This window comes from Streptomyces sp. NBC_00239 (assembly GCF_036194065.1).
In the GTDB taxonomy this organism is placed as follows: domain Bacteria; phylum Actinomycetota; class Actinomycetes; order Streptomycetales; family Streptomycetaceae; genus Streptomyces.
On record NZ_CP108095.1, the window covers coordinates 45816 to 71089 of the forward strand.

Below are 25274 nucleotides of genomic sequence, written 5' to 3' on the forward strand. Positions count from 1 at the left end.
CCTCCGCTCGGTTCAGCCGCCGGCCTGGGCCGCGGCCAGCTCACCGACCCGGCTGCGGTACGCGTCGGCCAGGCTGCCGCCGTTCGAACCGGGGGTCCCCTCCGGGCCGGCTCCCAGCGACTCCAGGACGGCACCGGCGCGGCCCTGGAGGACCGCCAGCTCGTCCGCGGTGTGCGGGTACAGCAGCCTGAGCCCGCGCTTGTCCCCGTCCGACAGGCTCTGCCCGTTGCCGCTCGGCGCGCAGCTGCTCGGGCTGGACTTGTAGAAGAACAGCGGGAACCGGTACAGCATCACCGATCGTGAGTCGAACGGCCCGGCGACGACGTCCGGATCGTTCTCGGTGCGCAGGTTGTGATTCACCGTCGCGCGCGACCAGTTGTTCGGCGCGCCCGCGAGGAACGTGTAAATGCCGGGCTGCTTCCCTTGGGCGTCCGCCACGAACACGCCTCTGTCATTCTGCGTGGGAACGTACCCGGCATCGTCGTCCCAGCGGAATTCGCCCTCGCAGGTTCCGCGCATGTTCTGGTGGGAGTGGTGGAACCCCAGCGCGTGGAGGAACTCGTGGCGCACGGTGCCCTGCCACGTCGGGGGCTTGTTGACGGCGAAACCTCCGAGGTTGAGGCTGCGCTGTCCGGGGTTGCCTCCGACCTGGCCGCCGCCGGCACCGATGATGCGATCCGTGCTGTCGGTCCCTACCAGGGAGAAGAAGCCGCCCAGGTCGAAGCTGACGCGGATCTCGGCGGCGTAGGCGGTGTCGGCCGTGGTCCATCGCCGGAACGTCCCGGTCGCCTCGTCGTGGCCGAAGTCGAGTGTCAGGTTGCAGCTGTCGGTGATCTGCGCGGTGGCTGCTGCGATGTCCGCGTGCAGCTGGTCGTCCCCGTCGAGGAACGCGACCCGCACCGTGCCACCGGGCGTCCACCTGGCGATGTCGGTGACGAGGAACTCCAGGCCGCCGCCGGCCGATGCACGCCTCCAGCGATCCCGGACTTCGATCGCCGCGACGACGTCGTCCGGGAGGGATTCGAGTTCGAGGAAGGATTCGAGGTCCATAACGCGTCCTTTCGCATCGCCGTTCAGAGCGGTCCCCGACCGTTCCGACGATGGATGGGCTGCCCGGCTCGACGCGCGAGCATGCCGCACTGGAAGCTCACATCAGATTTTGTCATGAATTACAAGCTTCTGCTACTGAATGCACACTGGGAGTAGTTGCCTGTTCATCAGCTCGCCCCGCCCGGGACGTGGGCGGGCGGGCGGTGCGGGGGCCGGCCGCAGCCGCGAGGCGCAGTTCGATCACGCCGAGGTTGTCGAATCCGACGGCCAGCTCCAGGCGCCCGGTGCCCAGCCGCTCGTCGATCTCGATGGACGCCATCAGGCACCGTTTGGCCTCGGAGAGGTCGCCGCGCTCGCAGTGGACGAGGCCGAGGTTGTTGAGGACGGCGGCCCTGCCTTCCCGGCCCGCCCGGGTAGTCCCGCCCTCCAGCAGGCCGAGAGCCGTACGGAACGAGGTCTCGGCGGCGGCCAGTTCTCCCGCCTGGCGCAGCAGTTCACCCCGGTGGCAGTGGAGCCGGGAGAGGCCCGACCGGTGGCGGGCACCGTCGAGCCGGGCCGACGGGACGTCGGTCTCCAGCGCCCGGTCGACGATGCCGATGGCGGAGGCGGTCAGGCCGAGGTCGTTCAGACGCCGGGAGAAGGCCACCACGAAGTCGGCGTCGCCGGTGACCCCGTACGGGGCGAAGGACAGGTCCATCGCCAGGGCGAGCGGCGGCCAGCCGGGGTTCTCCCCCGGGCTGCCCCCGCCGCCCGGCTGCCACAGGTGATGGGCGAGGGCGAGCAGTTCGTCCAGGGCGGCGGCCAGGCTGCCGGTGTCCTACGGGTCGCACTGCGCGGCGTGGTGGAGGCAGGCCTCCACCAGCCGGGCCGGCGGGCGAGGCCCTGACCGGGCCTCGCCGACGAGTGCTTCGAGCTGCGTCCGCCACTGTGCGGCGGCCTTGCGACGCCGGCGCACGAGCGCCTAGCGGGGAGCCGGCTCGAGGGTGACGGGCAGCGAGACGGCCCCGGATTCCAGGGCCTGCGAGACGACTTCCACCCGGGTGTCCGCGGGCAGGCCGCTGAGGACGATCTCGGGGCCGCCGTCGCCGGGGACGACGGAGGTGCGGGCGTCCGGCTCCGCCGCGAAGAGCCGGTCGACGAGCTTGGCAACGAACGGCGCCAGCAGGGTGGTCACCCCGGTCACCACGGTGGAGACGAGCACGGGGTCCGGCCCGCCGCGGTGCCCGCCCGGCGCGTCTGCCGCGCCCTCGAGGGCGAGCCCGGGGAACCCGGCCACGTCCGCGGCGAGCAGCCGCTCCAGTTCCGCCGGCGGCAGCCAGTCCGTCTCCACCACGAGCTTTCCTTGCTCGCCCCCATGTGACGCCCCCTAGGCGCTCGGCGTTGCGGCGCCCGCCGTGCGCGGTGCCGAGCCAGTCATGCCCGGCGGGGCCGTTCCGATGCCGGTGGCCGCCCGCGCCCTGCCCGGTACGCACTGGTGTGCCGGGCGTCGCTCGATCGGCTTGTCCGCCGTCGGTGCGGCGTTCCGTCTACGCACTTTTGAGGTCGCGCGCCTCTTACGGGGTGCCGGGGTCTTCCCGGCGTCCGGATGAGACGAGAGGGAGGGCGGTACCGTGCTCTCAACCTGGGGGTGGGCGTTCGCGGCGACCGGTGCGGGTGCCGCAGCCGTGATCGCGCGTACGTGCGCCTACTGGATCCGCGAGGCGGCGCGGCGCAGGACCCTGCGGGTCGTGCTGCACCAGCTGTCCCACGGTGGAGGATCCGTCGAGGTCACCGACCAGGACGGAGCCTCGTGGACCGCGAGGCGTCCCGACGGCGAGCAGGAATGAATGCCCGGAGACTTTTGCGAGGAGGAGTTCGATGCGGTCTACCGGAGGTGGTACCGGCCGCTGCTCGCCAGGGCCGCCATGGTGTGCGGGGCGCTGCACGCGCTGGCGTCCGACGCCGTGCAGGAGACGTTCATCCAGTGCTGGCGACGGATGAACGACCCGGCTGCCGAGCCCGTGCGGAACTGGGGGCCCTGGCTGACCAAGACGGTGATCCGCGAATCGATCAAGGTGTGCGGCCGGTATCCGGGCGCGGTCCCTCTCGAGGGTGCGGAGTCGGCCGCGCAGGGTCCGGACATGGCCGCCCTGATGGATGTGAAGGAAGGCTTCCACCAGGTGTGCAGGGCCATCGCGCAACTGCCGTCCCGCCAGTGCGAGGTGACCGCGCTCTACTACCTGGCCGACCTTCCCACCGCTGACATCGCGGCCATGCTCGGGATCGAGCCGTCGACGGTACGGGTCCAGCTCAGTACGGCACGTCGCGCATTGGCGCCCCTGTCGGCCAGACTGAAGCAGTTGGGGCTGCTCGACGGAGTCGAGGGAGGTGAGCGGCGGTGACGGGACCTCACCACGAGCAGATCGACGGCCTCCGGTCGGCGGAGGACGATCCGGTCCGGGACGTGCTGCGTGCGACGGAGGCGGCGCTGGGCCGGGCCGTTCCGCCGGCGGAGGTGGAGACGTCCCTGGCCGCGCTGAAGGAGCGGCTCGGCCGGCAGGCGGATCCCGCTGCGCCGCGTGCGGGGGGCGTGGCTGCCCCGGCGCCGGCGATCGGTGAGCTGTGGCGGTCGTACGACGCGACCGGCGACGAGCGGTTGCGCGAGCAGCTGATCCTGCACTACTCGCCTCTCGTCACGTACATGGCTGCCAGGGTGGGTGCGGGCGGGGAGGCCGACCTCGTGCCGTCCGGGATGTTCGCGCTGGTCGACGCGATCGGGACGTTCGACCTCGAGCGGGGGATCAACTTCGAGACGTACGCGGTCCCCCTGATCGCGAGGGCGATGGCCGACGGGCTCCGGGCGCCGGACCCGGTGCCGCGGTCCGGGCGGCGGGGGGCGTGGCCGAGGACGCGGGCCGGTGCCGCCCGGGAGCCGGGGTGGCGGCGTACGCGGTCCGGGGGCGCCGCCGGTCCGGGGACCGTGGGGGACGCGCTCCAGGAGCCGGCCGGCCGGTTGCAGGTCCGGGCCGCGGAGGCCGGCCTGCCGGATCCGGCGGAGACTCCGCAGGACTCCGCCTCCGGCCTGCCCGCGGGGGCGGCCGAGGACGTCGAGCTGCCGAGGCCCCTGGCACGGGCGATCAACGAACTGCCCGAGCGGGAGAAGACCGTCATGACGCTGCGCTACTACGAGGGGCTCACGCTCGCCGAGATCGGCGCCGTGCTCGGGATCACCGAGAACCGCGTCCGCCGGATCCACAACGAGTCCGTGCACCGCTTGCGGGCGGAGCTGCCGGATCTCGACCTCTGAGCACCGCTTGCGCCGGCGGTGCGCCCCCGTTCCCCAGGCCCCCCGGGGCGGGGCGCGGCCAGGTCGGGTCCGGCCAAGTCGCCCCCTCCGGCGTCACGGTGTGCGGCGGAGCCTGCGCCGCGGCGGTGTGGCGGCCGGTTCGGGCGGGGTCGCGGGCGGGAGGACGAAGCCGACCTCCGCGCCGCCGCCGGCGGCATCGGTGGCGAACACGGTGCCCTCGTCGGCCGTGATGATGTCGTGCACGATGGCCAGGCCCAGTCCCGAGCCGGGGATGGCCTGGGTGCGCGGACCGCGGTGGAAACGGTCGAAGACGGCGTCGTGCTCGCCGGGTGCGATGCCGGGGCCCCGGTCGCGCACGGCGAGCCGGCAGCCGGCGACGTGCAGGGTGACCTCGGTGCCGTCGGGGCTGAACTTCACCGCATTGCCCAGGAGGTTGTCGAGGCACCGCTGGAGCGCGCGGGGCCGGGCCCGGACGGGGACCGGCCTGTCGGTCGTGACGGTGATCGTGCGCCCGGTCCGGGCCCGGTGCCGGTGCGCGGTGTCCTCGGCCAGGACCGCGAGGTCCACTTCGGCCGGGTCCTCCTGCGCGTAGCGGTCGGTGGCGAGCTCGACGAGTTCGCGCACGAGGTCGTCGAGGGCCGCCGTCTCGGTGACCAGGGTGGTCAGGATCTGCTCCTCGTCCTCGGGCGCGAGCCGGCCGCGGGCCCGCTGCATGAGTTCGGCGCTGCCGCGCACCGACGTCAGCGGGGTGCGCAGTTCGTGGCCGGCGTCCTGGACCAGTTGCTGCTGCGCGCGCGAGCGGCGCAGCGCCGTGAGCATGGATTCGAAGCTGCGGGTCAGCGGCCGATCTCGTCGGACCCGGCCGGCGGAAACCCGGTGGAGAGGTCCTGCGTGGCGGTGATGCGTCCGGTGGCGCGGGCCAGCTCGCGCAACGGGCGCAGGATCCGGCCCAGTACCCACCAGCTCAGCAGCGCGGACAGGGCGACGGCGGCCGCGGTGGTCCAGGAGATCCGCCACAGGAAGGCGTCGTCGACGCGGGCGACGTCGTCGTAGCTCTGCCCGGCCGTGACCGCTCCGCCGCCGGGCAGTGCCCGGGTCAGGGTGCCGTACTCGGTGCCGGAGACGACGACGTCCGCGCGGTGCTCGCCGCGGCCGGTACGGGCCACCCGCAGGGCTTCCGGGGTGACCGGCAGTGTGTCGTCGGCGGTGGCGGCGGTGTAGGCGGCGGCCTTGGGCCCGAGGTTGCGGGCGCAGCGCTCGACGGCGGCGCGCTGCTGGGCGCGCGTGCCGAAGCGGTATTCGGCGTCGGTGACCCCGCAGGGGAGCCGTTCGGAGCGGCCGGTGCCGCGGGGGTCGACGAGCAGCAGGTCGTGGTCCGCCAGCAGGCCGTGCAGAGCGGGGGCGAACAGGGGCGCCCGGTCGATCGCGACCTCGCCGGGACCGCCCGGATTCACGGCCACGGTGCCCTTCGCGGGGCCGGCCGCGGTGTGCCGCACGACCGCGTAGCTCACCGTGATCGTGCCGAGCCGCGGTCGACCGTGCCGCAGTCGACCCGGTGCCCCGCCACGCTCGGGCACCACTTCGCAGACGCGGGGGCCGCCGATGCGGCCGGGACCAATGCGGCCGGGACCGCCGGCGCAGTGCCGGGCGCCGCGACCGCCACCGCCGGCAGCGCCGCGGCCAGCATCGCCACCACGCCCACCGCCGTTCCGGCCCGCCGTGCCGTGTTCGGCTTCGTCTTGGTCTTCGTCATGCCCACTCCCTCGTGGTTCGCGCTCGTGCGCTCCGGGTGTTCCGCGCTTCGTTCGCAGTGCGGACACGACATTGCCGGGGGCGTTTCACAGCCGCGGCAGGGCAACGGCAAAGGCGCGTAAGAATCCCCGGGAGCACTTCCGCTCGTGAAAATGGGGACCCGAAGGGGGAACGGCCGACCCCGCCCCTGCTGCGGCGTGAAGTCCGGGGGCGCCGGCCCGCTCGCGTTCCGCCACCGCGGCGCCCCGCCGTGCTTTACGGTCGGCAGCAGGTCACACGCAGGACTCCACCGCACCGGAGGTTTCCGTGAACATGCTCATCAATTCCGCCGACACGGTGGTCGGCGACGCGCTGCGCGGGATGGCCGCCGCGCACCCCGAGCTCGAGGTCGACGTGGCGCGGCAGGTCGTCGTACGGCGTGGTGCGCGGGACGGCGGCCGGGTCGGCCTGGTGTCCGGTGGGGGCTCCGGGCACGAGCCGCTCCACGCCGGTTTCGTGGGGCCGGGAATGCTGTCGGCGGCCTGCGCGGGGGCCGTGTTCACCTCGCCGGTGCCCGACCAGATGCTGCACGCGGCGGGCGCCGTGGACGCCGGTCAGGGAGTGTTGTTCGTCGTCAAGAACTACACCGGGGACGTGCTGAACTTCCGAATGGCTGCCGAGCTGGCGGAGGAGGACGGCCTGCGGGTGGAGACCGTGCTCGTCGACGACGACGTCGCGGTGACGGACAGCCTGTACACGGCCGGTCGGCGCGGTACGGGGGCCACCCTGTTCGTGGAGAAGATCGCCGGGGCGGCCGCCGAGGAAGGGGCGCCGCTGGACCGGGTCGCCGCCCTCGCCCGGCAGGTCAACGACGTCTCCCGCAGCTTCGGGGTGGCGCTCGGCTCCTGCACCACCCCTGCCAAGGGCAGCCCCACCTTCGACCTCCCGGACGGGGAGCTGGAGTTGGGCGTGGGCATCCACGGCGAACCCGGCCGGGAGCGGCACGCGATGATGACCGCGCGGGAGATCGCGGAGGTGGCGGTGGAGGCGGTGCTCGACGACCTCGCCCGGACGCACCCGGCAGCCGGCCGGCCGGTGCTGCTGCTGGTCAACGGGATGGGCGCGACCCCGCTGCTCGAGTTGTACGGGTTCCACGCGGAGGTGGCCGCGGCCCTGGCCGCACGCGGTGTGCCGGTGGCCCGGGCACTCGTCGGAAACTACGTCACCTCCCTGGACATGGCAGGCTGTTCGGTGACCGTGTGCCGGGCGGACGACGAGCTGCTGCGCCTGTGGGACGCGCCGGTGCAGACCGCGGCCCTGCGCTGGGGCCGCTGAGCGGTGCGACGCACGTACGGAAGGCGCGCGAACGGGAAGCGCACGTACGGGATGTGCACGTACGGGATGTGCACGTACGGGATGTGCACGTACGGGATGTGGAGGAGGCAGGATGCGTGACGCAGAGTTCTTCCGGCACTGGATGCGGGCCGCCGCGGACGCGGTGGAACGGGAGGCGGACCGGCTCACCGAACTCGACTCGCCCATCGGTGACGCCGACCACGGGGCGAATCTGCTGCGCGGCTTCGCAGCCGTACGGTCGGCCGTGGCTGGCCCGGAGCCGGCGGGAACGCCCGGGGCGCTGCTCCAGGTGGCGGGACGCACGCTGATCGCCACCGTCGGCGGCGCGTCCGGGCCGCTGTACGGGACGCTGCTGCGGCGCACGGGCAAGGAGCTCGGCGAGGCGGCCGAGGTCTCCGACGAGGACCTGCGCGCGGCCCTGCGGGCGGGCGTGGACGCGGTCGCCCGGCTCGGCGGGGCCGCGCCGGGGGACAAGACGATGCTGGACGCGCTGGTCCCGGGGGTCGAGGCGCTGAGCAGGTCGTACCGGGCCGCGGCGGACGCGGCGGACGGCGGAGCCGGCGCGACGGTTCCGTTACGGGCCCGAAAGGGCCGCGCGAGCTACCTCGGGGAGCGCAGCATCGGGCACCAGGACCCCGGCGCCACCTCGGCCGCGCTGCTGCTGGGCGCGCTGGCCGACACCGCGGAGGGGACCGCATGAGCGCCGGGGCGCTGGTCGGGATCGTGCTGGTGTCACACAGCGCCGGGGTCGCGGAGCAGGTGGTGGAACTGGCGCGCGGCCTGGCAGCGGGCGGGGCGGTGGCCCCGATCGCCCCGGCGGGCGGCACCGCCGACGGCACGCTCGGCACCAGCGCCGAACTCATCACCGCAGCCGCGTCGGCGGTGGACCGCGGAGCCGGCGTCGCATTCCTCGCCGACCTGGGCAGCTCGGTGCTCACGGTGAAGGCGCTGCTCGGGGACGAGGAACTGCCGCCCGGGTCGCGTCTGTTGGACGCGCCCTTCCTGGAGGGCGCGGTGGCGGCCCTGGTTGCCGCCTCGGCAGGAGCCCCCCTGGAGGCCGTGGCGGCCGCGGCGGAGGAGGCGTACGACTACCGCAAGGGATGAAACCGCCCCTTCCGCCCACGACGGGCCCGCGGCCGGAGCCGCCGGGAGGGCGGCCCGCAGCCACGGGGGGCCACCGGGCGTCGGTCGGGTGGCGCGGGGCTCGCCGGCTGTCAGACGGTGAACGGCTTCTGGTCGAGGAACTCGGCTCCGGGCTCCCCCGTCAGGTACAGGTTGGGGCTCTGTGTCACCGGGAGCTTGCGCTGGATCGCCCGGTGGAACTGCCGGTAGCCGCCGCGGAAGGAGCCGTTCGACCACACGTCGAGCAGCGCGCCCGTGAAAGCGCCGTTCTGCGAGCCGTCCATGGAGAACTGGTTGTCCTGGCAGCCCGAGATGAGCAGGGCCGTGGGCTTGCGCCCGTTGCCGTTCGCGCTCTTCAGATCCTGCTGGAGCTGCAGGAAGAAGTCCTTGTCGCGCTCGTAGATCTCCGTCTGGCGCAGCAGGGGCATCGCCCGGAACCCGGCTTCGAGCTGGTCCGGGTCACTGGTCCCGAACTGGGCCTCCATGGCCGCGGGGTTCAGGATCTCGCTCACGGACTCGATGCCCGAGCCGCTGTGGCAGGAGTCGAGCAGGGAGACGATGCGCACGCCTTCCTCGAAGCGCTGGAACTCGGCGTACAGCTCGTCGTCGAGCATCTGCCGGTCGAAGAGGACGAGGGTTTCGTCGAAGTCGTCCTCCTCGACGTCGGGTCCGGGAGCGTCGGGGACCTGGCCGCCGTGGCCCGAGTAGGTGAACAGGAAGATGTCGCCCTTCTTGAGCCGGGTGGCGGCCTTGCGCAGCTCCGCGGTGACGTTCTTCACGGTGCCTTCGGACGTCATGAGCGTGGTGTCGCCGAAGCCGACGCCGCGGGCGAGGTCGGCCATGTCGCGGGCGTCGTTCTCGCAGGCGCGGAGGCGGCCGGCCCAGCCGCCGTACTTGCTCGGGTCGACGCTGTTGAGACCGATGTGGAGGGAGAGACCAGTAGGCACTGTGTGACTCCTGATGCGATGGAAGTGTCAGTTGGGCAGAGGATGGATCCCATGCCCGGCCGCCCCTGAACCGCACCCGGGGAGGGGCCGCCCGATCGGGTTCCACGGCACCGCGCACGTGCACGGCGGCTGTTCGGGTGGCTTGTGGTCCCGCGCAGTAAGTGATCAGAGATACGCGGTACTGCATTCCTATGAGGATTTCAGAGGTTGCCCGCCCCGCCTCGCGGATGGCGTGCCGGACACCGGCCCCGCCACCCCCACCCGAGCGCCAATTCATCCAGTTTTCGACCCTCTTGCACCATGTCCGACCGGGTGAATCCATGACAGACATCAGTCACTCCCCCCGCGACGTATCGCTCGCGCTCGACGGCGTAGGCAGGTGGGGTATGGCGCTCGAAGAGCGGGAATGGGATCTGGTCGCCGCATGGGTGCGGGAGTTCGTGTTGTTCCCCGTTCCGAACCCGCGGCTGGCCCTCAGGGCTGATTCATAGTCTGATTGGTCATGTCGCGTTGCAGGTCAGTACAGCCCCAGCAGGTCGAGCGGGCGGGTGAACGGTGTGTAGGAGACCTCCCGCAGTCCTGCGACGATGCTGTGGTGGCCGGCGTCCCGGAGGGTGTTGATCGCGAGGTTCCGCAGTGTGGCCATGTTCTCCGGCCCGTGCCCGGTGCGGATCTTGGAGGCGTCCTCGGTGAACGTCGTGTCCCTCACGTGGTGCACCGCCTCGATGCCCCACTGAGACCTGGCGAGACGGCCGATCCGCTGCGGCGATGCCTCACGTGCCGGCATATCTGTGATCGCGTAGACGGTCTGCCGGGTGACGCGGCCGGTCCTTATCTCGGTGCGATGCCGAAGGATCTTCACCGCCTGGACGACGTGCGGGAAGTCCAGGCCGAGGCCGGTGACGGTGAGCGTGCGCACCGAGCGGGTCTCGCGCCGCCCGTGCCCGCGCTCGCGGTCGTAGCGGCGGGCGGTCACTTCCTTCCACGGCAGGGCCTTGACCGCCGTGTGTAGTTTCGGCTGGTTGCCCTCGACGACCATCAGGTAGTGCGCCTTCTTCACTCCCACCAGCCACTTCGCGTGCTCGCGCTGGATGTGCAGGGCGTCGGCTGTCACCACGGTGCCGGCCAGGTCGAACGGGGCCAGCAGGGCGGTGAACGTGGAGATCTCGTTGGTTTTGTCCGGTACCCGCAGCTGGCTGACGACACGACCGGCGGCTGTGACGGCGGACAGCAGGGGGGCGGCGGGCGCGGTATCGGTGCGCGAGCCGCGGGCGCTCTTGCCGTCCACAGCAACCGTCTGCGTGCCGGCCGGATCGTGGCCGAGCAGGTCGGCGACCCCTCCGGGACACACCAGGATCAGCACCCGGCGCAGAGTGGAAGGCGAGGCCGGCCGGCGCACGTCGAGCGGCTCGCGCGCAAGAACCCCCAGGCGGGCGAGGGTGTCTTGGGCTGCGTGTCGGGCCCACTGCCCGATGGCCAGATAGGAGCGGGCGCCGGCCAGGACCGCGCAGGCGGCGGTCAGCAGAACCGAGGCCAGGGTGTGCCGCCGTCCGCGCCGGTGACGCGGATCGGGCAGAGCACTCAACCGGGCAGCCCTGTCCGGCAGCTCACGCTGCTGACGCGAGGACGGCTTGATCAGGCAGACGGTGGCAGACTGGCGCCACATCGGAGCTCCGGTGGTCGGGCGACTTGGTAGGTCCCCTTGATCATCGGAGCTTCGTTGCGTGCGGGGCAACCTTGGTGAAGGTTCGTCACATCCCTGTGACCTGCTGGCTCTTGGAGCCAGGACTATGAATCCGCCCTGCCATTACCACTGAGTTCCCAGCTGAACTCAAGCTGACTCATCCCGCCCCCTGCCAAGTGCCCTCTCCCCGGAGACGGTACCGGCGTTGAGTACAGCCCTCGCCCACCCTTCGCGCTTGCCGTTGTACGCGTAGTTCAGTTCCGGGTCGTCGATCGGCGGCGAACCGCCCTCCCGGAGGGGAACGTCCCACACACCCAGGTGACAGTTGGTAAAGTCCGTCACCCTCACACGCCAGTACGCCGCAGGAGCAATTTCACTGCCGAAGTCAGCGAGGGCAGGCGTGCCGCTCCGCCCGGTGCCGCATCCACACCGCGACGTCGCATACCCGCAACGCACCCACCGTCTCCGGCACCCCAGCGACCTGGCGCAGCGCGAGCAAATGGCGGTGCAAGGCAAGGTCATCCGCGCGCAGCGCGGCATGCAGCGCAAGCCAGAACGACGGGCGCGGCCGGCTCAGAGCGCAGCGCACCACACGGTCGTAGACCGGCAACAGCCGCGGACGCTTACGGCCCAACAGCTTCCCAGCGATCACCCAGTCAACTCCGTACTGGGCGCAGAGGAGGTGCCAGGCCTGGTCCGCCGGCGAGCCCTCGGCCAAGACGTCCGCTTCGGCGTCGACCATGTCGATGTCCCAGGGAATGGCCTGCAGCAGACCGGACAACTGCGCGCCGAGGCGGCCCTCCAAAAGGTCCAGCCCGACAGAAGCCGGAACGGTCACCGACAAGGTCTGCACCGCGGCCAGGTCCTCCGCCGTGAACCGGTCGGCGACCTCCGGCCGGTCTCCCCCGCCAGCCAGATGCTCGAACCGGCTGCCGGTGAACGCAGCCATGCCGGACGGCAGACCGATGCCGAAGTAATGCCGCAGGTCAACGACAACGCGCTCGGAACTCAGCAGTCCGTGCAGCCGCTGCCTCAACGGCAACGCCCCGCCACCACCAGATACACCGGGCGCAGCGGTAGGAGAGGCCATGAGAACTCCGTCCTTCGTCGAGATCGTGAGCGGGTGAGCGGCGCCAGAAGGCCCTGCCCGAGAAGCATGTGGCGAGCCGGTCGGTGGGGCACGTAGGGGCACCGGCCGCCATCAGCTGGTGGAAGGAACTTCGGTGTGGCTGTGGCAGAGCGTTGACGAGGGCTTGAGGGGGTTGTCCAACGGCTTGAGAGTGCCGCTGGCGGCTGGGTCGGCATTACTCGTCGATGCGTTGAAGCTCGACAGCTTCTCGGTCGCCAGCGGCGGCGAGGCCGTCGACAACGCGGCGCCATCGACTCAGCGCAGCGGCGCCAGGTAGCCCGGTTTCACGGAGTTCGGTGAGCCAGCGGGATACGTTCCAGCAGTGGTTGGCGAAGGCGTCATAGCGGCCGTCGATCACGTGTTCCAGCCATGACAGGCCTGTCGCATGCTGCCAGGTGGAGGGGGCGGTGCGAGCAAAGCGTGCCAACGCGTCGGCGGCCTTGGCCTCGCCTCGGGCCTGGTCGAGCCATCGCTCGATCGCGTCGCCGAGGGCGCCGGGTGTGAGCCAGTCGCGGTTCGCACGGTTGAGGGGTCATGGACCGCGGCGAGGGAGGCGGCGAGGGACGGGATCACGATGTCGAGGGTGCCGGTTCCCGGGACCACGACGGTCTGTTCATCGAGGGCGTCGAAGATGTCGTCGACCAGCCGCCCGGCCATCCGTGGGGCTTTGGGGCGGATGAGTTCGACGAGTCTGCGGCGGCCGGCTTTCCGCAGTGCGGCCGGGGATCCGTAGCGCTCGAGGAGCCAGGTGACGGCCGGGTGATCCAGACGGGGCCCGAGCACGCGCTCCAGCGACGGGTGGAACTGGGTGAGCAGGCCGCGTATCCGGTTGCTGGTGCGGGTCGCTTCGGCCGCGAGGTCCTAGTCGAAGCCGGTCAGCACCGTGAGCTCGGCGGTGATCTCGTCGGTCAGCTCCAGCGACCGCAGCGTGTGAGGCAGCGTCCGGGCCGCGTCCGCGATCACCGCCGCGTCCTTCGCGTCGGTTTTCGCCTCTCCCGGGTAGAGGTCGGCGATCCGTCGCATCGCGAGGCCGGGCAGGTAGGCGACCTCGCAGCCCGCGTCGCGGGCGACGGTCAACGGCAGAGCGCCGATGGACGCGGGCTGGTCCACGATCACCAGAACGGTGCCGAACTTGGTCTTGAGCTTGTCGAAGACAGCCCGCAGCTTGGGTTCGCTGTTGGGCATCGGCTTGTCGAAGACCTTCTTCCCGGCCGGTGTGAGCCCGTGACCGTGGTGGGCGGTCTTGCCGACGTCCATCCCGAGGAAGACGCCTATGCCTTCGATGTCGAACATCTCACCCTTCCGCAGGTGTTGACCGTGCCGGCCTCGGTGGTGGCACCGTGCTCGCGCATCCACGTTATGCAGACCTGCCGCCCGCGTCTTTGTCCGGCATTGCGCCGGACCGGGCGGTGGCCGGGTCTCTCATCAGCGTCTCCGACGGCACCTGCCGGGCCCGGCGACACCACCCCCCAGGTCATCCGTTCGACAGAGGGGACACAGTCATACCGGGCCCGGAGGCCAGTGGCCCCATTGCAGGACCGCGAAAAACATAACGGGGCGAGGTGCTCTCGGGCGGCGGCGAGGCTCTGCTCGGCCGTGGCTCTGTGCCCGCACGCTGCCGTGGCCCGGGCTTTCATGGTGTGCAACCGGGCGGTGAGCGCGGCAAGGCGCGGGCCTTGGGCGGCGATCTCGAGACCGGTCTGAGCCCACCGGGCCGCGGCGGCCGGGTCCCCGCTGTGGAGGGTGAGGTGACTGCTGGATGCGGCGATGCTGGCAGCCAGAGACAGGTCGCCGCAGACCCGGGCCAGCGGGAGCGCGCGGGTGAAACACCGAAGGGCTACGTCGTCGCGTGCGGAGTCGTGGGCCATCCAACCGGCCATCTCGGTCAGAGCGGCCGCGGCGGCGAACACCTTCGGTCCGCCGTCGCCCGCTACCAACCGGGGGCCGATGTTCGTCACCAGGTGCTGGACGACGGCCGCATAGAGCCGACCGCCGCCGGTTTGCCGGTCCGCACCGCGGAACGTGTCGAGCGCCATCAGATCGGAGTCCGCAGCCAGACCCATCGGCAGCGGTGCGACAGGGGACAGCTCCGGTTCCCGCGAGCGGCGAGCGAGACCGAGAAGGCGGCCGGGCAGGTGCAGGGCGTCCGAGATCTGCTCGAAGACGGCGAGCCTTTCCACCCGGCTCTTGCCCTTCATGTAGTCGTACAGGCGTCCCTGGGTGATGCCGACTGGCCCCGTACAGGGCCGTAACCCTGGGAGCGGCACATGCTGATCACCCCGGAGAACCGAGACGACACCGTACGGCTGCTGGAGAAACTGGTCACGGTCGGCTGCGACTTCAAGCTTGCAGACGGCGTCGCCCAGCGCCGGCTCGCCCCCAACGAGCTGCGCGACCTGCTGGTCACCGACCTGCCCAAGGAAGGACGCGAGACCGAGAGCGTGGTGCGCGACCTCGTGCGGGAGGTCCTGCCGCTGTGCAACAACGAGGCCTCCCCGCGGTTCCTCGCCTTCGGGCACACCGGCGCCGACGTCGCAGCCCTCGCCGGCGGTCTGATCGCCCTGTTCGCCCAGCAGAACCTGATCAACCAATGGCGACCGTGTTGGAGCCGGTGCGTGGCCACCGGAACCGCGGTTCCTGCGCGATGAAGGCTGCAGTCTTAAGCTGGTCGAAAAGCCCCGGTGATCCGCGCACGGAGCCTTGGGACCGTCGCTAGGGCACGCTTTTCCCGGGGAACCCGTTGGTGGGGAGACAGCCCATGATGCTTCGCATGCGAAGATTTCACGACCAACCTGGCGTTGTCCGCCCGTCTCGCCAGGGATCCACGTCTGTCGGCCTGCTCAGCCTGGTGGTGATCCTGCTAGTCACCCTGTTCGGCCCGGTGACACCGGCCGGTGCCTGGGCCCCCGCAGAAACGGGCCAGCCGGGGAAGGTGGAGCTACCAAAGGTGAGCGTGACCGATCTCAAGTACAGCTGGCAGCCCACCACGCTCACATTCCTCAGCGACGTCGGTCCGACCGCTAACCGCAGCCCGGCTCACGCGGGTGCCCAGACCATCATTCTGCTCTTCATCATTCAACGGCTCGACGACCAGCAGAACTGGGTGGTCGTCTCGAAGAAGGACCTCAGTAGCACCATCACCGCGCAGCAGCCCGCGGTCTCCTTCCCCGCCGTCTACATTCAGCCGACCGTCAGCACAGCCGGCGCATACAGGTTCGTGTTCTCGTTCGGCTGGTACATCCCCCCGACCATGGCCCCTCTCGGCACCAGCGACTGGACCGCTGACCACGTCTGTGTCACCCCACTCAGAACTTGCACCTCCAACGGCACCTACGTCCAGCTCGGTGGTCTGACACCTGGGCGCTGAACCCGTGGCGGGACGCGTGCCTTGGTCCCGCAGCAACAGGACCGCTTCAATGCCAACAGGGCTCTCAGGCCCGGGCATACTCAAAGGCTCGGCTTGCGCCCTCAGAACGAGGCCACCATCCACATCGGCGCGATCCACCAGTGGCTGTGAACCAGTGGCCGCCGCCTGATCAGGCCTGGCGACGGCCGCGAGCGTACGATGAGAACCGGAAGTAACACGTGGTGGCTCCCAGAGGGAGACCTCATGTTCCGCTTACCTCGTCTCCTGATTCTCCTCGTCACGTCCCTCGTCTGTGTGGGTGCTCTGAGCACGGGCTGCAAACACGGGTCGGGCACCGAAACCGCTAAATGGCTGACCAGTTTCGATGACGTCTTCACACGGGGTAAAACCCTCGCGGACACGTTCCGCCCCGGCGAACTGACCGAGCTGGGCGTGCAGAAGACGACACTGGACGAACTCCTGTCGGCAGCCCCCAAGAACCGGCCGGAGGAGGTCGTGGCCGCTGTCGTCCGAGGGGAGGCGCTGGCGAACCAAATGGACGTGCTCCGCAGGGGTTCGACCCTGGAGGCCGACGCCGCCGCGGTGACGAACGCCGCCGTCATCTCTCAGGGGAGCACCGATGCCACCACGTGGTCGCAGTTGCTGACCGACATGAAGAAGGCCGCGGCTGAGGTCATCGAGGACGTGGCGTGTGGCGAAGCGTGGAGCATGCTGTCGAACAGTCAGAAGCAAAGAATCGGCGTACCCACCGAGAGCCACGACCATGTGGACGGCGCACTGGAGGCGATCGAGGGGAAGGCCCAGTCGATCCTCGCCGAGCGCTGGATCGTCAATTCCTTGAACACAGCCATAAATTGGGCCAATTACGCTGTGGGCATCCAGGAGAAGGCCTCGGAGATCGAAGGCTATCTGAAGGGCGGCCATTTCACGTCGGAGGACACCCGGGCCTATTACTACTACGCCCGCTTCTGCCTGAAGCCCCCCGGCTAAGGGCTGTCCCGTAAATGATCTCTGAGTGGCCTGGGGCATGGTGAGCTGCTGTACCGCTGGGAGGTCTATCCGGCGAGGGCGAGGTTGTGAATCCGGGCGATGCCGAGCATGGCGTGGTGAACGCCGTCGCCCTTGAGGCGGCAGTCGCGGAGGATCTTCCAGGTCTTCATGCGGGCAAAGACGTGCTCGACCCGGGCCCGGACCTGCTTGTGCGACTTGTTGTGCTCCTCTTCCAGTCCGGGAGTTCGCTCCGCCCGCGCTCGCGGCGGTGGGGGATGACGAGTCCGGTGCCAGGGTAGCCACCGTCGGCGATCGTTAGTGTGTTGCCGACAGCCGCCTTGGCGCCGGACTCCTCCCACGCCCTGCAGTCGTTGCGGTTTCCGGCAAGTGGCCGGCCGACCACGACGACCAGGCGGGTGTCGGCGTCGATGACGACCTGGTGGTTGGTGGAGTAGCGGTAGTTCTTCGACCGCTCGGCGATGGTGTGGTCGCGGGTGGGACCAGGGTGCCGTCGACGATGAGCACGGTGTCCTTGGCGAACCGCTTGCGGGGCTGGAGCGCGAGCATCGGCCCGAGGTGGTCGATGATCCGGTCCGCCGCCGACTTGGACACCCCGAACAGCGGGGCGAGCTGGCTCATCGTGAGATTCGTCCGCCAGTACGCCGCGACCAGCAGTGCCCGGTCCTCCAGCGGAAGACTCCACGGTCGGCCCCTGCGGACCGCGTCCGCACCCTGGCGCCGCAGAACCGTCACCAGCTTCCCGAATGCGCGAGGGCTTAGTGAGCGTTTTGGTTATGTTCGCACTGGTCTGACGCAGTTTTGAACTGCCGGTGCCGCAGAATTGCCGTGCCGTCTGTACTGGAATATGGCTTTCCTGAAGAGCGGTCGGCAGGCGAAGTGATCCGGTTGTCACCGGAACATCCCGTCTCAATTGCACATGACCTACTTCACGACGTATCCAGGACGCCTGCCAACGCTCCCGATGCCACCGCACACGCCCTCCCCGACAGCTGCAAGCGCCGGTATCCCCACATCATGCGACCACCCCGGCCCTACCCCAGCGACCTGTCCGACGCGCGGTGGGAACTGATCCGCCCCACCCTCGAAACCTGGCGCCAGGCCCGCGCCGGAATCCGCCGGCCCCACCACGACCTGCGGGCACTCATGAACGCCATCCTCTACGTCGACCGCACCGGCATCCCCTGGCGCTACCTACCGCACGACTTCCCACCCTGGCAAAGCGTCTACGGCTACTTCGCCCACTGGCAAAACGACGGCATCTTCGACCACCTCAACGGCCTCCTGCGCACCCTGCCCCGCCAGGCCGAAGGCCGCGAACCAGAGCCCACCGCCTGCCTGCTCGACTCCCAAAGCATCAAGACCTCAGCCAACGTCCACCTCGCCGACCAGGGCATCGACCCCGCGAAAAAGATCATCGGCCGCAAACGGCACATCGCCACCGACACCCTCGGCCTCCTCCTGGCCGTCCTCGTCACCGCCGCCAGCGTCCACGACTCCGCCGCCTGCACCCACCTCATCGACCATCTCGCAGCCCGCCACCCCACCATCACCAAAGCCTGGGCCGACAACGGCTACAAGAACAAAGCCATCGAACACGCCGCCACCCGCGGCATCGACCTCGAGATCGTCCAACGCGACCCCCACGCCCACGGCTTCACAGTCCAACCCCGCCGCTGGGTCGTCGAAAGAACCCTCGGCTGGCTCATGCACCACCGCCGCCTGGCCCGCGACTACGAAACCCACCCACACCGATCAGCAGCCATGATCCAAATCGCCGCCATCAACCTCATGACCCGACGCCTCACCCACCAAAACACCCCCAACTGGCGCGACACCTGACCCCAAATAAAACAGACAACCGAGAATCAAACGCTCACTTACGGCCTCTCGGGGCCGCGCAGGGCCATCCGTGATTCGAAGCGCCAGAGAGGCCCGGTGCCGGAGGGGGTGGGGCGCTTGACTAGGGTGAACACGCGTACGGGAGTTGACTGACCGACAACTTCCCGGCATGTCATCGAAGGAGCGTCACCAGCTGTGAAGAAGATCAAGGCCGCCATCCTCGCGTTCGCCGCCATGGCCGGACTCGCCGTCGCCGCCGCGCCGGCCCAGGCCGCCCCGTGCAGTACCGGGGGCGCCCAGTACATCTGCGAGTACGGGGTCACCAACCACACGCTTCCGGGGGACCAGCGGGAACAGTTCCTGGTCGGCACCGATTACGCAGTGTGGACCCGCTGGACCACCAATGGGCAATGGTCCGGCTGGTACTCCCTCGGGGGAACCGTCTGGAGCAAGATCAGTATCAGGGAGCGGACCGACATCGCCCCCCACGCCATCTTGATCTACGCCAAGGGCTCCAACACCCAGACCTGGGGTCTGCTCCGCACCGCTCCCGGCGCAGACTGGAGTGCATGGGACTGCCTCAGCTGCGGCTGAGTCCTTCCCCGTCGCGGATCTCAACTGCGTTCGACATTGCGAATGGCCCCGGGCGGGATGCGTTCCGCCCGGGGCCGTCCGTCGTGGCTGCCGGGCACAGCAGCGCCGCTCACGCCCCCACGGCTTGGCGGCCATGGCCGACAGCAACCTCGTCGACGCCGACGACACAGCTATGACCGTCACGGTGCTCCGCATGTTCGACTGCGCATACGCGCCACTCCGGCAGACACTGCTGGCCTTCGATGAATGAGGAGCGGTACAAGAAACGAAACGCCGTCGAACGGGCTCTCAACCTGTTGAAGCAGCACCGGGCGGTAGCCACCCGCTACGACAAGCGCCATTACGTCGACCTCGGCACCGCCACTGCGGCAGCTCTCACGATCTGGCTCCGCACATGATCGACGGGAATGCTCCGTTTCACTGATCTGGTAGCGTTCCGCGCTGCCGTAGTCGAGGTTCTGCACCTCACAACAGCGATCGAACCGCCGCTGTGCGGGGCGGAGAACGGGATTGATCTCTGCCAGGCTCTCGTGCAGCCGACGGGCGCCCTGGGCAACATGATCGTCGGTGTAGCCCGACATCTCGTCGCGGATCCGTAGCGCCTCGTCCAGATCGTCCGAGAAGATGCTGAAGACATCGACGATCGCGGTGTGGATGTAATCGGCGTGGTTGTCGTTGGCGACTGCCAGTGCGGACGCGACTATCGTCAGTCGAACCTGTCCTTTCGCCGAAGCAAGCCCTCCGCGGTCCGCCGGGTGACGAAGGTGTCACCACGGTCGAGCACAAGGCCCAGCAGTAGCTCTACGGCCTCCGGCGTCTCGGCGAACCCTGCCAGGCTGTGACCGGCATCCGCCCGGTCACGCCAGTCATCGCTTCGCCCGAGTTCGCCAAGCGTCACGACCACCGCACGCCGCAGGTCACTGTCCACGGATTCGCCCGCCCCTTCCCACGATTCCGGTCAAAATGTCACCGAGGCGCCTTACCGGATGATCGCCAGGACAGGTCCTAGTAGTGCTTTGTTAGCTGCTGTCGAAGGGCTGTCTGGTGGGTTGTCGGCAGGTTGGGCAGGTGCCGGTCCAGGTGGCGATGAGGTGTTGGAGGAGGTCCAGGGCCTGGTAGAGGGTCAGGCCCTGGCAGGGGCTTTTGGGGCCCTCCGTTGTTCGGTCAGGAACAGGTGGGCGGCGGTGACGAGGGTGACGTGCCGGTGCCAGCCGGTGAAGGAGCGGCCCTCGAAGTGGTCGAGGCCCAGGACTGTTTTCAGCTCGCGGTAGTCGTGCTCGATCCGCCAGCGGGTCTTCGCGAGACGGACCAGGTCCTTCGGCGGTAGGTCGGCGGGCAGGTTCGAGATCCAGTACTTCACCGGCTCCGCCTCGCCTTCGGGCCACTGGGCGATCAACCAGACGAGGGGAATCGTGCCGTCAGCGGCGGGCTTGGGCCGACGGCCCGCGAGGCGGACCCGCAGGAGCACGAAGTGCGAGCTCATCGCCGCCTTGGAGCCCTTGCGCCAGGTCAGCGTGCGTCCCGCCCGTCGGCCGGCGGTCAGCATGTGGTCGCGTAAGGAGACGGGCCGAGTGCGGTAACGGGGTAGCGGCCGGGGCCCCAGCCCGCTGTATGCGGGCTGGTGTGGTTGGGCCTCCTCGCCGTGGGCGGTCATCTCGGCTTTCGCCTGCAGGACGTAGGCCAGGCGGCGTTCTTCCAGGCCGTGGCGGAAGTCTGCGTTCGCGCCGTAGCCGGTGTCCGCTACCAGCGCGGCGGGCCGCAGGCCGATGCCGTCGAGTTCGTCGAGCATGTCCAGCGCGAGCTGCCACTTGGGGCGGTGGTGCTCGAGGTCGGGGATCCGGCAGGCCTCGCGACGTGCGGCCGCCTCGGGCCCGTCCCATGAGACGGGCAGGAACAGCCGCCACGACAGCGGGCAGGAGGCCGTGTCGGAAGCGGCGTGGACGCTGACACCGATCTGGCAATTGCCGACCTTGCCCAGCGTGCCCGCGTACTGGCGGGCCACCCCCGGCGAGGCGGTGCCGTCCTTGGGAAAGCCGGTGTCGTCCACGACCCAGACCTCGGGCCGCACCGCTGCCACCGCCCGCCAAGCGAGCCGAGCCCGGACGTCCTGGACCGGCCAGGTCGAGGACGTCATGAACTGCTGCAACTGCTGGTGATCGACACCGAGCCGTTCGGCCATCGGCTGCATCGACTTCCGCCGGCCATCCAGCAACAGCCCCCGCACGTAGAGCAAGCCCTTCTCACGCTGGTCCCGCCGCACCAGCGGCGCGAACACCTCGGAAGCGAACTCCTCCAACCGGACCCGAACCGCAGCAAGCTCCCCAGCCCTCATACAACCAGCGAACTACCAGACACCCGACGTGACAAGACCAGCTAACAAAGCACTACTAGTGCTTGCTTCCTCAAGTTGCGGGTATATAGGGCTTGTTGGGTGGTGGCAGGGGGTGGGTTGTGCCGACATTGCTGCGTGCCCGGGCTGCTTCGGGGCAGGGTGAGGAAAGGGTGATCGCCAGGCTGGCGGGTGCCCGGAAGGCGCCGGCCGATCTGGTGATGAGAGCGCGGATCATCGCTCTGAGCTGGGACGGCCTGCGGGTGGCAGCAATCGCGGCGGAGCTCGGCTGTCACGCGAAGACGGTGCGGTGGTGGCTCCATCGCTTCAACACGCTCGGGCTCGAGGGGCTGGAGGACCGGCCGGTCAGCGGCCGTCCCCGGCGGATCACCGAGGTGGAACGGTCGAGGATCGTCGCGCTGGTCAGACAGGCGCCTGTGGGCCGTCTGACCAGGGGTGAGGACGGTGAACTGGCGGTGGACGACGAGGCGGGGCCGCCGGAGTGGACACTCGACGCCCTTGCGGAGGCTGCTCGCCGTCACGGGATCGAGGTGGGAAGGTCCCAGGTCCGCCGGATTCTGCTGGCCGAGGGCGTCCGCTGGCGCCGTACCCGTTCCTGGGTGAGGTCGAAGGACCGTGATTTCGAGGGAAAAGGACACGGATCATCGGCCTCTACACCCACCCGCCCATCGGCGCGACGGTCGTCTGTACCGACGAGCTCGGGCCGGTGAGCCCGCGTACTTTCCCGCCGGCGCCGGGCTGGTCACCTGATGGCCGTCGTATCAAAGCCGAGCTCGACTACGGCCGCGGGCCGGAGAAGACCTGGGTCTACGATGGCCTCCGCGTCAGAGACGGACAGCAGGTCACGATGACCGCCCCGTCCCGCAACAGCGTCTTCTACCAGCAGTTTCTACAGAAACTCGAGGCCGCCAACCCGGCCGGGGACATCTACGTGATCACCGACAACCTGTCCTCGCACAACAGCCTCTCCACCCGGACCTGGCTCGAGGAGCATCCCCGGATCAAGCACGTCTTCATCCCGGTCGGCGCGTGCTGGCTCAACCTCCAGGAAGCCTGGTGGCGCATCTTCCGCAAAGCAGCCCTCGCCGGACAGTCCTTCGCCAGACCCGATGAGATCACCCAGGCCACCGAACTCGCCACCGCCCAGCTCAACCGACGAGCACGGCCATGGATCTGGGGCAGACCCGCACCACCCACGCGACACCTACGCCGCCGCTACATCTACTGCCTTTAAGGAACACAGCATTAGGACTTGTCCGGGCGATCTCTGAGCCGACGTGTGTCTACTGACTTCGGCTCGTCAGGGTGAATCTTCGCGAAGTCCCTGAAGGGCCTGGAGCGGTGGCTGTATCCCGTGCTGTGTGAGGTATGCGGATGGGGGCGGGCTGACCGATGAGGGGCGGCAGCGTCGGGAAGCGGTACGGATGCAGGCAGCCGAGCTCTTCGAGCAGAAGGTCAAGCCGCCGGAGGTGGCAAGGCGCCTGCGGGTGAGCCTGAAATCGGTCTACCAGTGGCACCAGTTGTGGCGAGACGGCGGTCGTGAGGCTCTGGCCTCGCGTGGCCCGAGCGGGTCGCGATGCCGTCTGTCACCGCGCTGTCTGGAGAAGCTCTCCGGGTATCTCGAGCAGGGGCCGGCTGCGCATGGATGGGTGGAGGACCAGGTGTGGACCGCCGCTCGGGTGGCCACGCTGATCGGCAGGAAGTTCCACGTCTCCTACAGCGTCTCTGGGGCCACGAGACTGATGCGCCGGCTCGGCTTCAGCCCGCAGGTCCCCGCCCGGCGGGTCGCCGAACGCGACGAGCAGGCCGTGACCGCGTGGAAGGAGGCGACCTGGGCGGAGGCAAAAAAGGGCCCGGGCGGCCTGCGGAGGCTACATCTGCTTCGAGGACGAAGCCGGGTTCACCCGGAGACCGCCCAAAGGACGCACCTGGGGCCGGCGCGGCCACACCCCGGTCGTGACCGTGAGTGGACGCCGCTCGGGGCGCCTGTCGGTCGCCGGGCTGATCGCGATACGGCCCAGCTCCCGCACCCGGCTGTGTCACCGTCTGCGCACCCACCCCGCGGGCAAGGGCAAGCGCCGCAGCATGGGCGAGCGTGACTTCATCGCGCTGATGGACGGCGTCCACCACCTCGTCAAAGCGCCGATTGTGCTGGTGTGGGACCGTCTGAACACCCACGTCTCTCACGTCATGCGTGAGCTGATCGCCGAGCGCGAATGGCTGACGGTGTTCCTGCTGCCTGCGTACTCGCCCGACCTCAACCCGGTCGAGGGGGTATGGGCGCACGTCAAGCGCAGCCTGGCCAACCTCGCCGTAGTCGCCCTGGACCGGCTTGAGGTCCTCGTACGCAACCGGCTCAAGCGACTTCAGTATCGGCCAGACACCCTCGACGGCTTCATCACCGGAACCGGCCTGGCCCTCGACAACCCAGTGTCACTCTGACGAGCCGAAGTCAGCAATCGGGCGATGTGGTTGTCATGGCAGCATGCTGTCAGCACGGTGTGACACTGCCGCTGACGGGTGGCGCTGGGGAATTACCAGACCGTCGACATCGACATCTGACCGCACCGACGCGAGGACCCCGGCGACATCTGCCGGGGTCCTCGCCGTTCAGATTCTTGAACGATCCCTGGTCGGGACAGCCTCCCTGTACCACACTCAACCCAGACGCCACTGCTGCTGGTAGTCACCGTGGCAGGGCCACTGTAGGACCCTGTCACCGTTCCCGAAGCCGTCGTCGGCAGCCTGGTCGACCTCGAGACACTGGCTGCTGTGCCTGGCCTTGAACTGGAAGCGGTCGCCCACGGCGATCTTCTTCCATTGTTGGTGGACGCCGCCGTGGCAGGGCCACTGCAGAACCCCGGCACCGGGCGCGAGGCTGGCATTGTCGACTTCCAGGCACTGCCCACTGTGTTCTACCTGGAGTTGGACGTAGCCGTTGTTCAGGTCGTTTACTCGCCACAGTTGGTGCTGGTTGCCCGTGCAAGTCCACTGCACGGCCTTAGTCCCCTTGGCAAGCGAGCCAGTGCTGATCTCGAGGCACTTGAGGCTGCGCTGGTTGCGGACTAATACTCCTCCGTCCGCCGCGGCAGACGGAACGGTAATTCCGCTCACCGCCAGCGAGGCCGCCATGATGGCCACAGCGCCGTGACGCTTGAGGGCACTCACCGTAATTCGCCACGTCTCTTCAGGGTTGGAGTTCTTGACTGTAGAACTAGCGGCGTGACGCCTCATGAACGAGCTGCACTGGTCCAGCCGGCAGCCCAAGCACGCCTTGCGTTTCCCTGGCATGACGCCGACCTCCCAACCTTCCCCTAGCGTCCATCCGCGTGCAACTTCAAGGATTGGCAACGAGTTCAAGGCGCACCTCTCGCATACGCGTGGTACGTGCGATAGGTACGACTGGTCGGTGTCGACCAGTCGATGCACTTCGTCTGCGGTGGTCTGGATCGCGGCTGCCGCAGGGTCATCGAGAACCACTGCGTACTGATCCTCCGCCGTCGTGCCAACATCACCGACGGCGGCCACAGGCGTCCTTCCCTGGGCTGTATTCACCCATTCGCCTGCCAGGCGCAGGTCGTAGGTTTCAGGCTCACCCGCAGGCGCCTTGCCACCTCCGGCGGCTTGACCTTCTGCTCGAAGAGCTCGGCTGCCTGCATCCGTACCGCTTCCCGACGCTGCCGCCCCTCATCGGTCAGCCCGCCCCCATCCGCATACCTCACACAGCACGGGATACAGCCACCGCTCCAGGCCCTTCAGGGACTTCGCGAAGATTCACCCTGACGAGCCGAAGTCAGTAACGCTGTGA

General features: G+C 69.3%; 30 protein-coding genes and 3 pseudogenes. 15 read left to right on the forward strand and 18 right to left on the reverse strand.

The features are described 5' to 3' along the window. Positions 1–12: 12 nt before the first annotated feature. The 3 genes from OG764_RS00285 to OG764_RS00295 form a co-directional block, all read right to left on the reverse strand. Positions 13–1050 (reverse strand): hypothetical protein, encoded by a 1038-nt coding sequence (locus OG764_RS00285; RefSeq protein WP_328966313.1) that lies wholly within the window; start codon positions 1048–1050, stop codon positions 13–15. A 112-nt stretch (positions 1051–1162) separates the two neighbouring features. Continuing rightward, positions 1163–1747 carry a tetratricopeptide repeat protein gene (locus OG764_RS00290; RefSeq protein ID WP_328966314.1) on the reverse strand — a complete coding sequence of 195 codons (585 nt, stop codon included), beginning with the start codon at positions 1745–1747 and terminating at the stop codon, positions 1163–1165. A gap of 264 nt (positions 1748–2011) precedes the next feature. Then, positions 2012–2383 (reverse strand): hypothetical protein, encoded by a 372-nt coding sequence (locus OG764_RS00295; protein WP_328966315.1) that lies wholly within the window; start codon positions 2381–2383, stop codon positions 2012–2014. A 277-nt stretch (positions 2384–2660) separates the two neighbouring features. Between OG764_RS00295 and OG764_RS00300 the strand changes: the two genes are divergently transcribed. The 3 genes from OG764_RS00300 (at position 2661) to OG764_RS00310 (ending at position 4336) form a co-directional block, all read left to right on the forward strand. After that, positions 2661–2876, forward strand: coding sequence for a hypothetical protein (locus tag OG764_RS00300; RefSeq protein ID WP_328966316.1), 216 nt, complete (start codon positions 2661–2663; stop codon positions 2874–2876). After that, positions 2877–3431, forward strand: coding sequence for an RNA polymerase sigma factor (locus tag OG764_RS00305; protein WP_328966317.1), 555 nt, complete (start codon positions 2877–2879; stop codon positions 3429–3431). A gap of 125 nt (positions 3432–3556) precedes the next feature. Then, a complete protein-coding gene (locus OG764_RS00310) occupies positions 3557–4336 on the forward strand; it encodes a sigma-70 family RNA polymerase sigma factor (RefSeq protein ID WP_328972835.1) in 780 nt (259 codons plus the stop codon). 93 nt (positions 4337–4429) lie between these two features. Here OG764_RS00310 and OG764_RS00315 read toward each other — a convergent pair whose 3' ends face one another. The 3 genes from OG764_RS00315 to OG764_RS00325 are packed head-to-tail and all read right to left on the reverse strand — an operon-like array spanning position 4430 to position 6089. Then, complete coding sequence (locus OG764_RS00315; RefSeq protein ID WP_328966318.1) at positions 4430–5155, reverse strand: sensor histidine kinase; 726 nt, start codon at positions 5153–5155, stop codon at positions 4430–4432. Between the two features lie 17 nt (positions 5156–5172). Next, on the reverse strand, positions 5173–5847 hold the full coding sequence (locus tag OG764_RS00320; RefSeq protein ID WP_328966319.1) for a HAMP domain-containing protein: 675 nt from the start codon (positions 5845–5847) through the stop codon (positions 5173–5175). Then, a complete protein-coding gene (locus tag OG764_RS00325; protein WP_328966320.1) occupies positions 5844–6089 on the reverse strand; it encodes a hypothetical protein in 246 nt (81 codons plus the stop codon). Before OG764_RS00325 ends, OG764_RS00320 begins: the two co-directional genes overlap by 4 nt. Positions 6090–6400: 311 nt before the next feature. Here OG764_RS00325 and dhaK point away from each other — a divergent pair, with 311 nt between their 5' ends. From dhaK to OG764_RS00340, 3 genes are all read left to right on the forward strand, one after another. Further along, complete coding sequence (gene dhaK, locus OG764_RS00330; protein ID WP_328972836.1) at positions 6401–7402, forward strand: dihydroxyacetone kinase subunit DhaK; 1002 nt, start codon at positions 6401–6403, stop codon at positions 7400–7402. A 112-nt stretch (positions 7403–7514) separates the two neighbouring features. Next, the gene (gene dhaL, locus OG764_RS00335; protein WP_328966321.1) at positions 7515–8123 is read left to right on the forward strand and encodes a dihydroxyacetone kinase subunit DhaL; all 609 of its coding nucleotides are present in this window, start codon (positions 7515–7517) and stop codon (positions 8121–8123) included. Next, a complete protein-coding gene (locus OG764_RS00340) occupies positions 8120–8527 on the forward strand; it encodes a PTS-dependent dihydroxyacetone kinase phosphotransferase subunit DhaM (protein ID WP_328966322.1) in 408 nt (135 codons plus the stop codon). The genes dhaL and OG764_RS00340 overlap by 4 nt, the downstream gene beginning before the upstream one ends. Before the next feature lie 110 nt (positions 8528–8637). On the opposite strand, the gene OG764_RS00345 is transcribed toward OG764_RS00340, so the two are convergent. Continuing rightward, complete coding sequence (locus OG764_RS00345) at positions 8638–9492, reverse strand: caspase family protein (protein ID WP_328966323.1); 855 nt, start codon at positions 9490–9492, stop codon at positions 8638–8640. A gap of 320 nt (positions 9493–9812) precedes the next feature. Here OG764_RS00345 and OG764_RS00350 point away from each other — a divergent pair, with 320 nt between their 5' ends. After that, the gene (locus OG764_RS00350) at positions 9813–9983 is read left to right on the forward strand and encodes a hypothetical protein (protein WP_328966324.1); all 171 of its coding nucleotides are present in this window, start codon (positions 9813–9815) and stop codon (positions 9981–9983) included. Between the two features lie 26 nt (positions 9984–10009). Here the strand turns inward: OG764_RS00350 and OG764_RS00355 are convergent, their stop codons facing one another. From OG764_RS00355 to OG764_RS00375, 5 genes and pseudogenes are all read right to left on the reverse strand, one after another. Continuing rightward, a complete protein-coding gene (locus tag OG764_RS00355; protein ID WP_328966325.1) occupies positions 10010–11158 on the reverse strand; it encodes an ISAs1 family transposase in 1149 nt (382 codons plus the stop codon). 403 nt (positions 11159–11561) lie between these two features. Further along, on the reverse strand, positions 11562–12212 hold the full coding sequence (locus OG764_RS00360) for a DUF6308 family protein (protein WP_328966326.1): 651 nt from the start codon (positions 12210–12212) through the stop codon (positions 11562–11564). Between the two features lie 268 nt (positions 12213–12480). Next, positions 12481–12663: a hypothetical protein gene (locus OG764_RS00365; RefSeq protein WP_328966327.1), complete on the reverse strand. Its 183-nt coding sequence runs from the start codon at positions 12661–12663 to the stop codon at positions 12481–12483. Between the two features lie 176 nt (positions 12664–12839). Next, positions 12840–13598 (reverse strand): annotated as a pseudogene (locus OG764_RS00370) (IS110 family transposase); the annotation flags it as partial. Further along, on the reverse strand, positions 13577–14503 hold the full coding sequence (locus tag OG764_RS00375; protein ID WP_328966328.1) for a hypothetical protein: 927 nt from the start codon (positions 14501–14503) through the stop codon (positions 13577–13579). The pseudogene OG764_RS00370 and the gene OG764_RS00375, both read right to left, overlap by 22 nt. A 69-nt stretch (positions 14504–14572) precedes the next feature. Between OG764_RS00375 and OG764_RS00380 the strand changes: the two genes are divergently transcribed. From OG764_RS00380 to OG764_RS00390, 3 genes are all read left to right on the forward strand, one after another. Continuing rightward, positions 14573–14953, forward strand: coding sequence for a hypothetical protein (locus tag OG764_RS00380; protein WP_328966329.1), 381 nt, complete (start codon positions 14573–14575; stop codon positions 14951–14953). Positions 14954–15063: 110 nt separating this feature from the next. Then, complete coding sequence (locus tag OG764_RS00385) at positions 15064–15672, forward strand: hypothetical protein (protein WP_328966330.1); 609 nt, start codon at positions 15064–15066, stop codon at positions 15670–15672. A gap of 243 nt (positions 15673–15915) precedes the next feature. Next, complete coding sequence (locus tag OG764_RS00390) at positions 15916–16662, forward strand: hypothetical protein (protein ID WP_328966331.1); 747 nt, start codon at positions 15916–15918, stop codon at positions 16660–16662. 65 nt (positions 16663–16727) lie between these two features. Here OG764_RS00390 and OG764_RS00395 read toward each other — a convergent pair. Both OG764_RS00395 and OG764_RS00400 read right to left on the reverse strand, forming a co-directional pair. After that, positions 16728–17092, reverse strand: a pseudogene (locus tag OG764_RS00395) (transposase). Beyond that, entirely contained in the window at positions 16978–17415 is a 438-nt protein-coding gene (locus OG764_RS00400; RefSeq protein WP_328972837.1) for a helix-turn-helix domain-containing protein, read from the reverse strand. Before OG764_RS00400 ends, OG764_RS00395 begins: the two are co-directional and overlap by 115 nt. A gap of 282 nt (positions 17416–17697) precedes the next feature. Between OG764_RS00400 and OG764_RS00405 the strand changes: the two genes are divergently transcribed. Together OG764_RS00405 and OG764_RS00410 are read left to right on the forward strand one after the other, a co-directional pair. Then, complete coding sequence (locus OG764_RS00405) at positions 17698–18522, forward strand: IS5 family transposase (protein WP_328966289.1); 825 nt, start codon at positions 17698–17700, stop codon at positions 18520–18522. Positions 18523–18717: 195 nt separating this feature from the next. Beyond that, positions 18718–19116 carry a hypothetical protein gene (locus tag OG764_RS00410; protein ID WP_328966332.1) on the forward strand — a complete coding sequence of 133 codons (399 nt, stop codon included), beginning with the start codon at positions 18718–18720 and terminating at the stop codon, positions 19114–19116. Positions 19117–19822: 706 nt separating this feature from the next. Here the strand turns inward: OG764_RS00410 and OG764_RS00420 are convergent. Then, positions 19823–20044: a hypothetical protein gene (locus OG764_RS00420; protein ID WP_328966333.1), complete on the reverse strand. Its 222-nt coding sequence runs from the start codon at positions 20042–20044 to the stop codon at positions 19823–19825. A 195-nt stretch (positions 20045–20239) separates the two neighbouring features. After that, the gene (locus OG764_RS00425; protein WP_328966334.1) at positions 20240–21448 is read right to left on the reverse strand and encodes an IS701 family transposase; all 1209 of its coding nucleotides are present in this window, start codon (positions 21446–21448) and stop codon (positions 20240–20242) included. 170 nt (positions 21449–21618) lie between these two features. On the opposite strand from OG764_RS00425, the gene OG764_RS00430 reads away from it, so the two are divergent. The 3 genes from OG764_RS00430 (at position 21619) to OG764_RS41620 (ending at position 23908) form a co-directional block, all read left to right on the forward strand. Next, on the forward strand, positions 21619–22176 hold the full coding sequence (locus OG764_RS00430; protein ID WP_328966335.1) for a helix-turn-helix domain-containing protein: 558 nt from the start codon (positions 21619–21621) through the stop codon (positions 22174–22176). Further along, positions 22173–22700, forward strand: coding sequence for a transposase (locus OG764_RS00435; RefSeq protein WP_328966336.1), 528 nt, complete (start codon positions 22173–22175; stop codon positions 22698–22700). Before OG764_RS00430 ends, OG764_RS00435 begins: the two co-directional genes overlap by 4 nt. Before the next feature lie 127 nt (positions 22701–22827). Then, positions 22828–23908, forward strand: a protein-coding gene (locus OG764_RS41620; RefSeq protein ID WP_443055837.1) for an IS630 family transposase whose coding sequence is annotated in 2 segments (ribosomal slippage) — positions 22828–23310 and positions 23312–23908 — 1080 coding nt in all. Because the reading frame shifts where the segments join, the coding sequence is not laid out codon by codon here. Between the two features lie 216 nt (positions 23909–24124). Here OG764_RS41620 and OG764_RS00450 read toward each other — a convergent pair. Both OG764_RS00450 and OG764_RS41625 read right to left on the reverse strand, forming a co-directional pair. Further along, positions 24125–24634: an RICIN domain-containing protein gene (locus OG764_RS00450; RefSeq protein ID WP_166663028.1), complete on the reverse strand. Its 510-nt coding sequence runs from the start codon at positions 24632–24634 to the stop codon at positions 24125–24127. Between the two features lie 416 nt (positions 24635–25050). After that, positions 25051–25188 (reverse strand): annotated as a pseudogene (locus OG764_RS41625) (IS630 family transposase); the annotation flags it as partial. Positions 25189–25274 lie beyond the last annotated feature (86 nt).

Coding starts and splice junctions, on each gene's coding strand:
- dhaL (WP_328966321.1), top strand. CDS start 7,515: ATGCGTGACGCAGAGTTCTTCCGGCACTGGATGCGGGCCGCCGCGGAC.
- OG764_RS00380 (WP_328966329.1), top strand. CDS start 14,573: ATGCTGATCACCCCGGAGAACCGAGACGACACCGTACGGCTGCTGGAG.
- OG764_RS00325 (WP_328966320.1), bottom strand. CDS start 6,089: ATGACGAAGACCAAGACGAAGCCGAACACGGCACGGCGGGCCGGAACG.
- OG764_RS00305 (WP_328966317.1), top strand. CDS start 2,877: ATGCCCGGAGACTTTTGCGAGGAGGAGTTCGATGCGGTCTACCGGAGG.
- OG764_RS00285 (WP_328966313.1), bottom strand. CDS start 1,050: ATGGACCTCGAATCCTTCCTCGAACTCGAATCCCTCCCGGACGACGTC.
- OG764_RS00405 (WP_328966289.1), top strand. CDS start 17,698: ATGCGACCACCCCGGCCCTACCCCAGCGACCTGTCCGACGCGCGGTGG.
- OG764_RS00315 (WP_328966318.1), bottom strand. CDS start 5,155: ATGCTCACGGCGCTGCGCCGCTCGCGCGCGCAGCAGCAACTGGTCCAG.
- OG764_RS00340 (WP_328966322.1), top strand. CDS start 8,120: ATGAGCGCCGGGGCGCTGGTCGGGATCGTGCTGGTGTCACACAGCGCC.
- OG764_RS00290 (WP_328966314.1), bottom strand. CDS start 1,747: ATGGACCTGTCCTTCGCCCCGTACGGGGTCACCGGCGACGCCGACTTC.
- OG764_RS00375 (WP_328966328.1), bottom strand. CDS start 14,503: ATGAAGGGCAAGAGCCGGGTGGAAAGGCTCGCCGTCTTCGAGCAGATC.
- OG764_RS00390 (WP_328966331.1), top strand. CDS start 15,916: ATGTTCCGCTTACCTCGTCTCCTGATTCTCCTCGTCACGTCCCTCGTC.
- OG764_RS00385 (WP_328966330.1), top strand. CDS start 15,064: ATGATGCTTCGCATGCGAAGATTTCACGACCAACCTGGCGTTGTCCGC.
- dhaK (WP_328972836.1), top strand. CDS start 6,401: ATGCTCATCAATTCCGCCGACACGGTGGTCGGCGACGCGCTGCGCGGG.
- OG764_RS00355 (WP_328966325.1), bottom strand. CDS start 11,158: ATGTGGCGCCAGTCTGCCACCGTCTGCCTGATCAAGCCGTCCTCGCGT.
- OG764_RS00350 (WP_328966324.1), top strand. CDS start 9,813: ATGACAGACATCAGTCACTCCCCCCGCGACGTATCGCTCGCGCTCGAC.
- OG764_RS00425 (WP_328966334.1), bottom strand. CDS start 21,448: ATGAGGGCTGGGGAGCTTGCTGCGGTTCGGGTCCGGTTGGAGGAGTTC.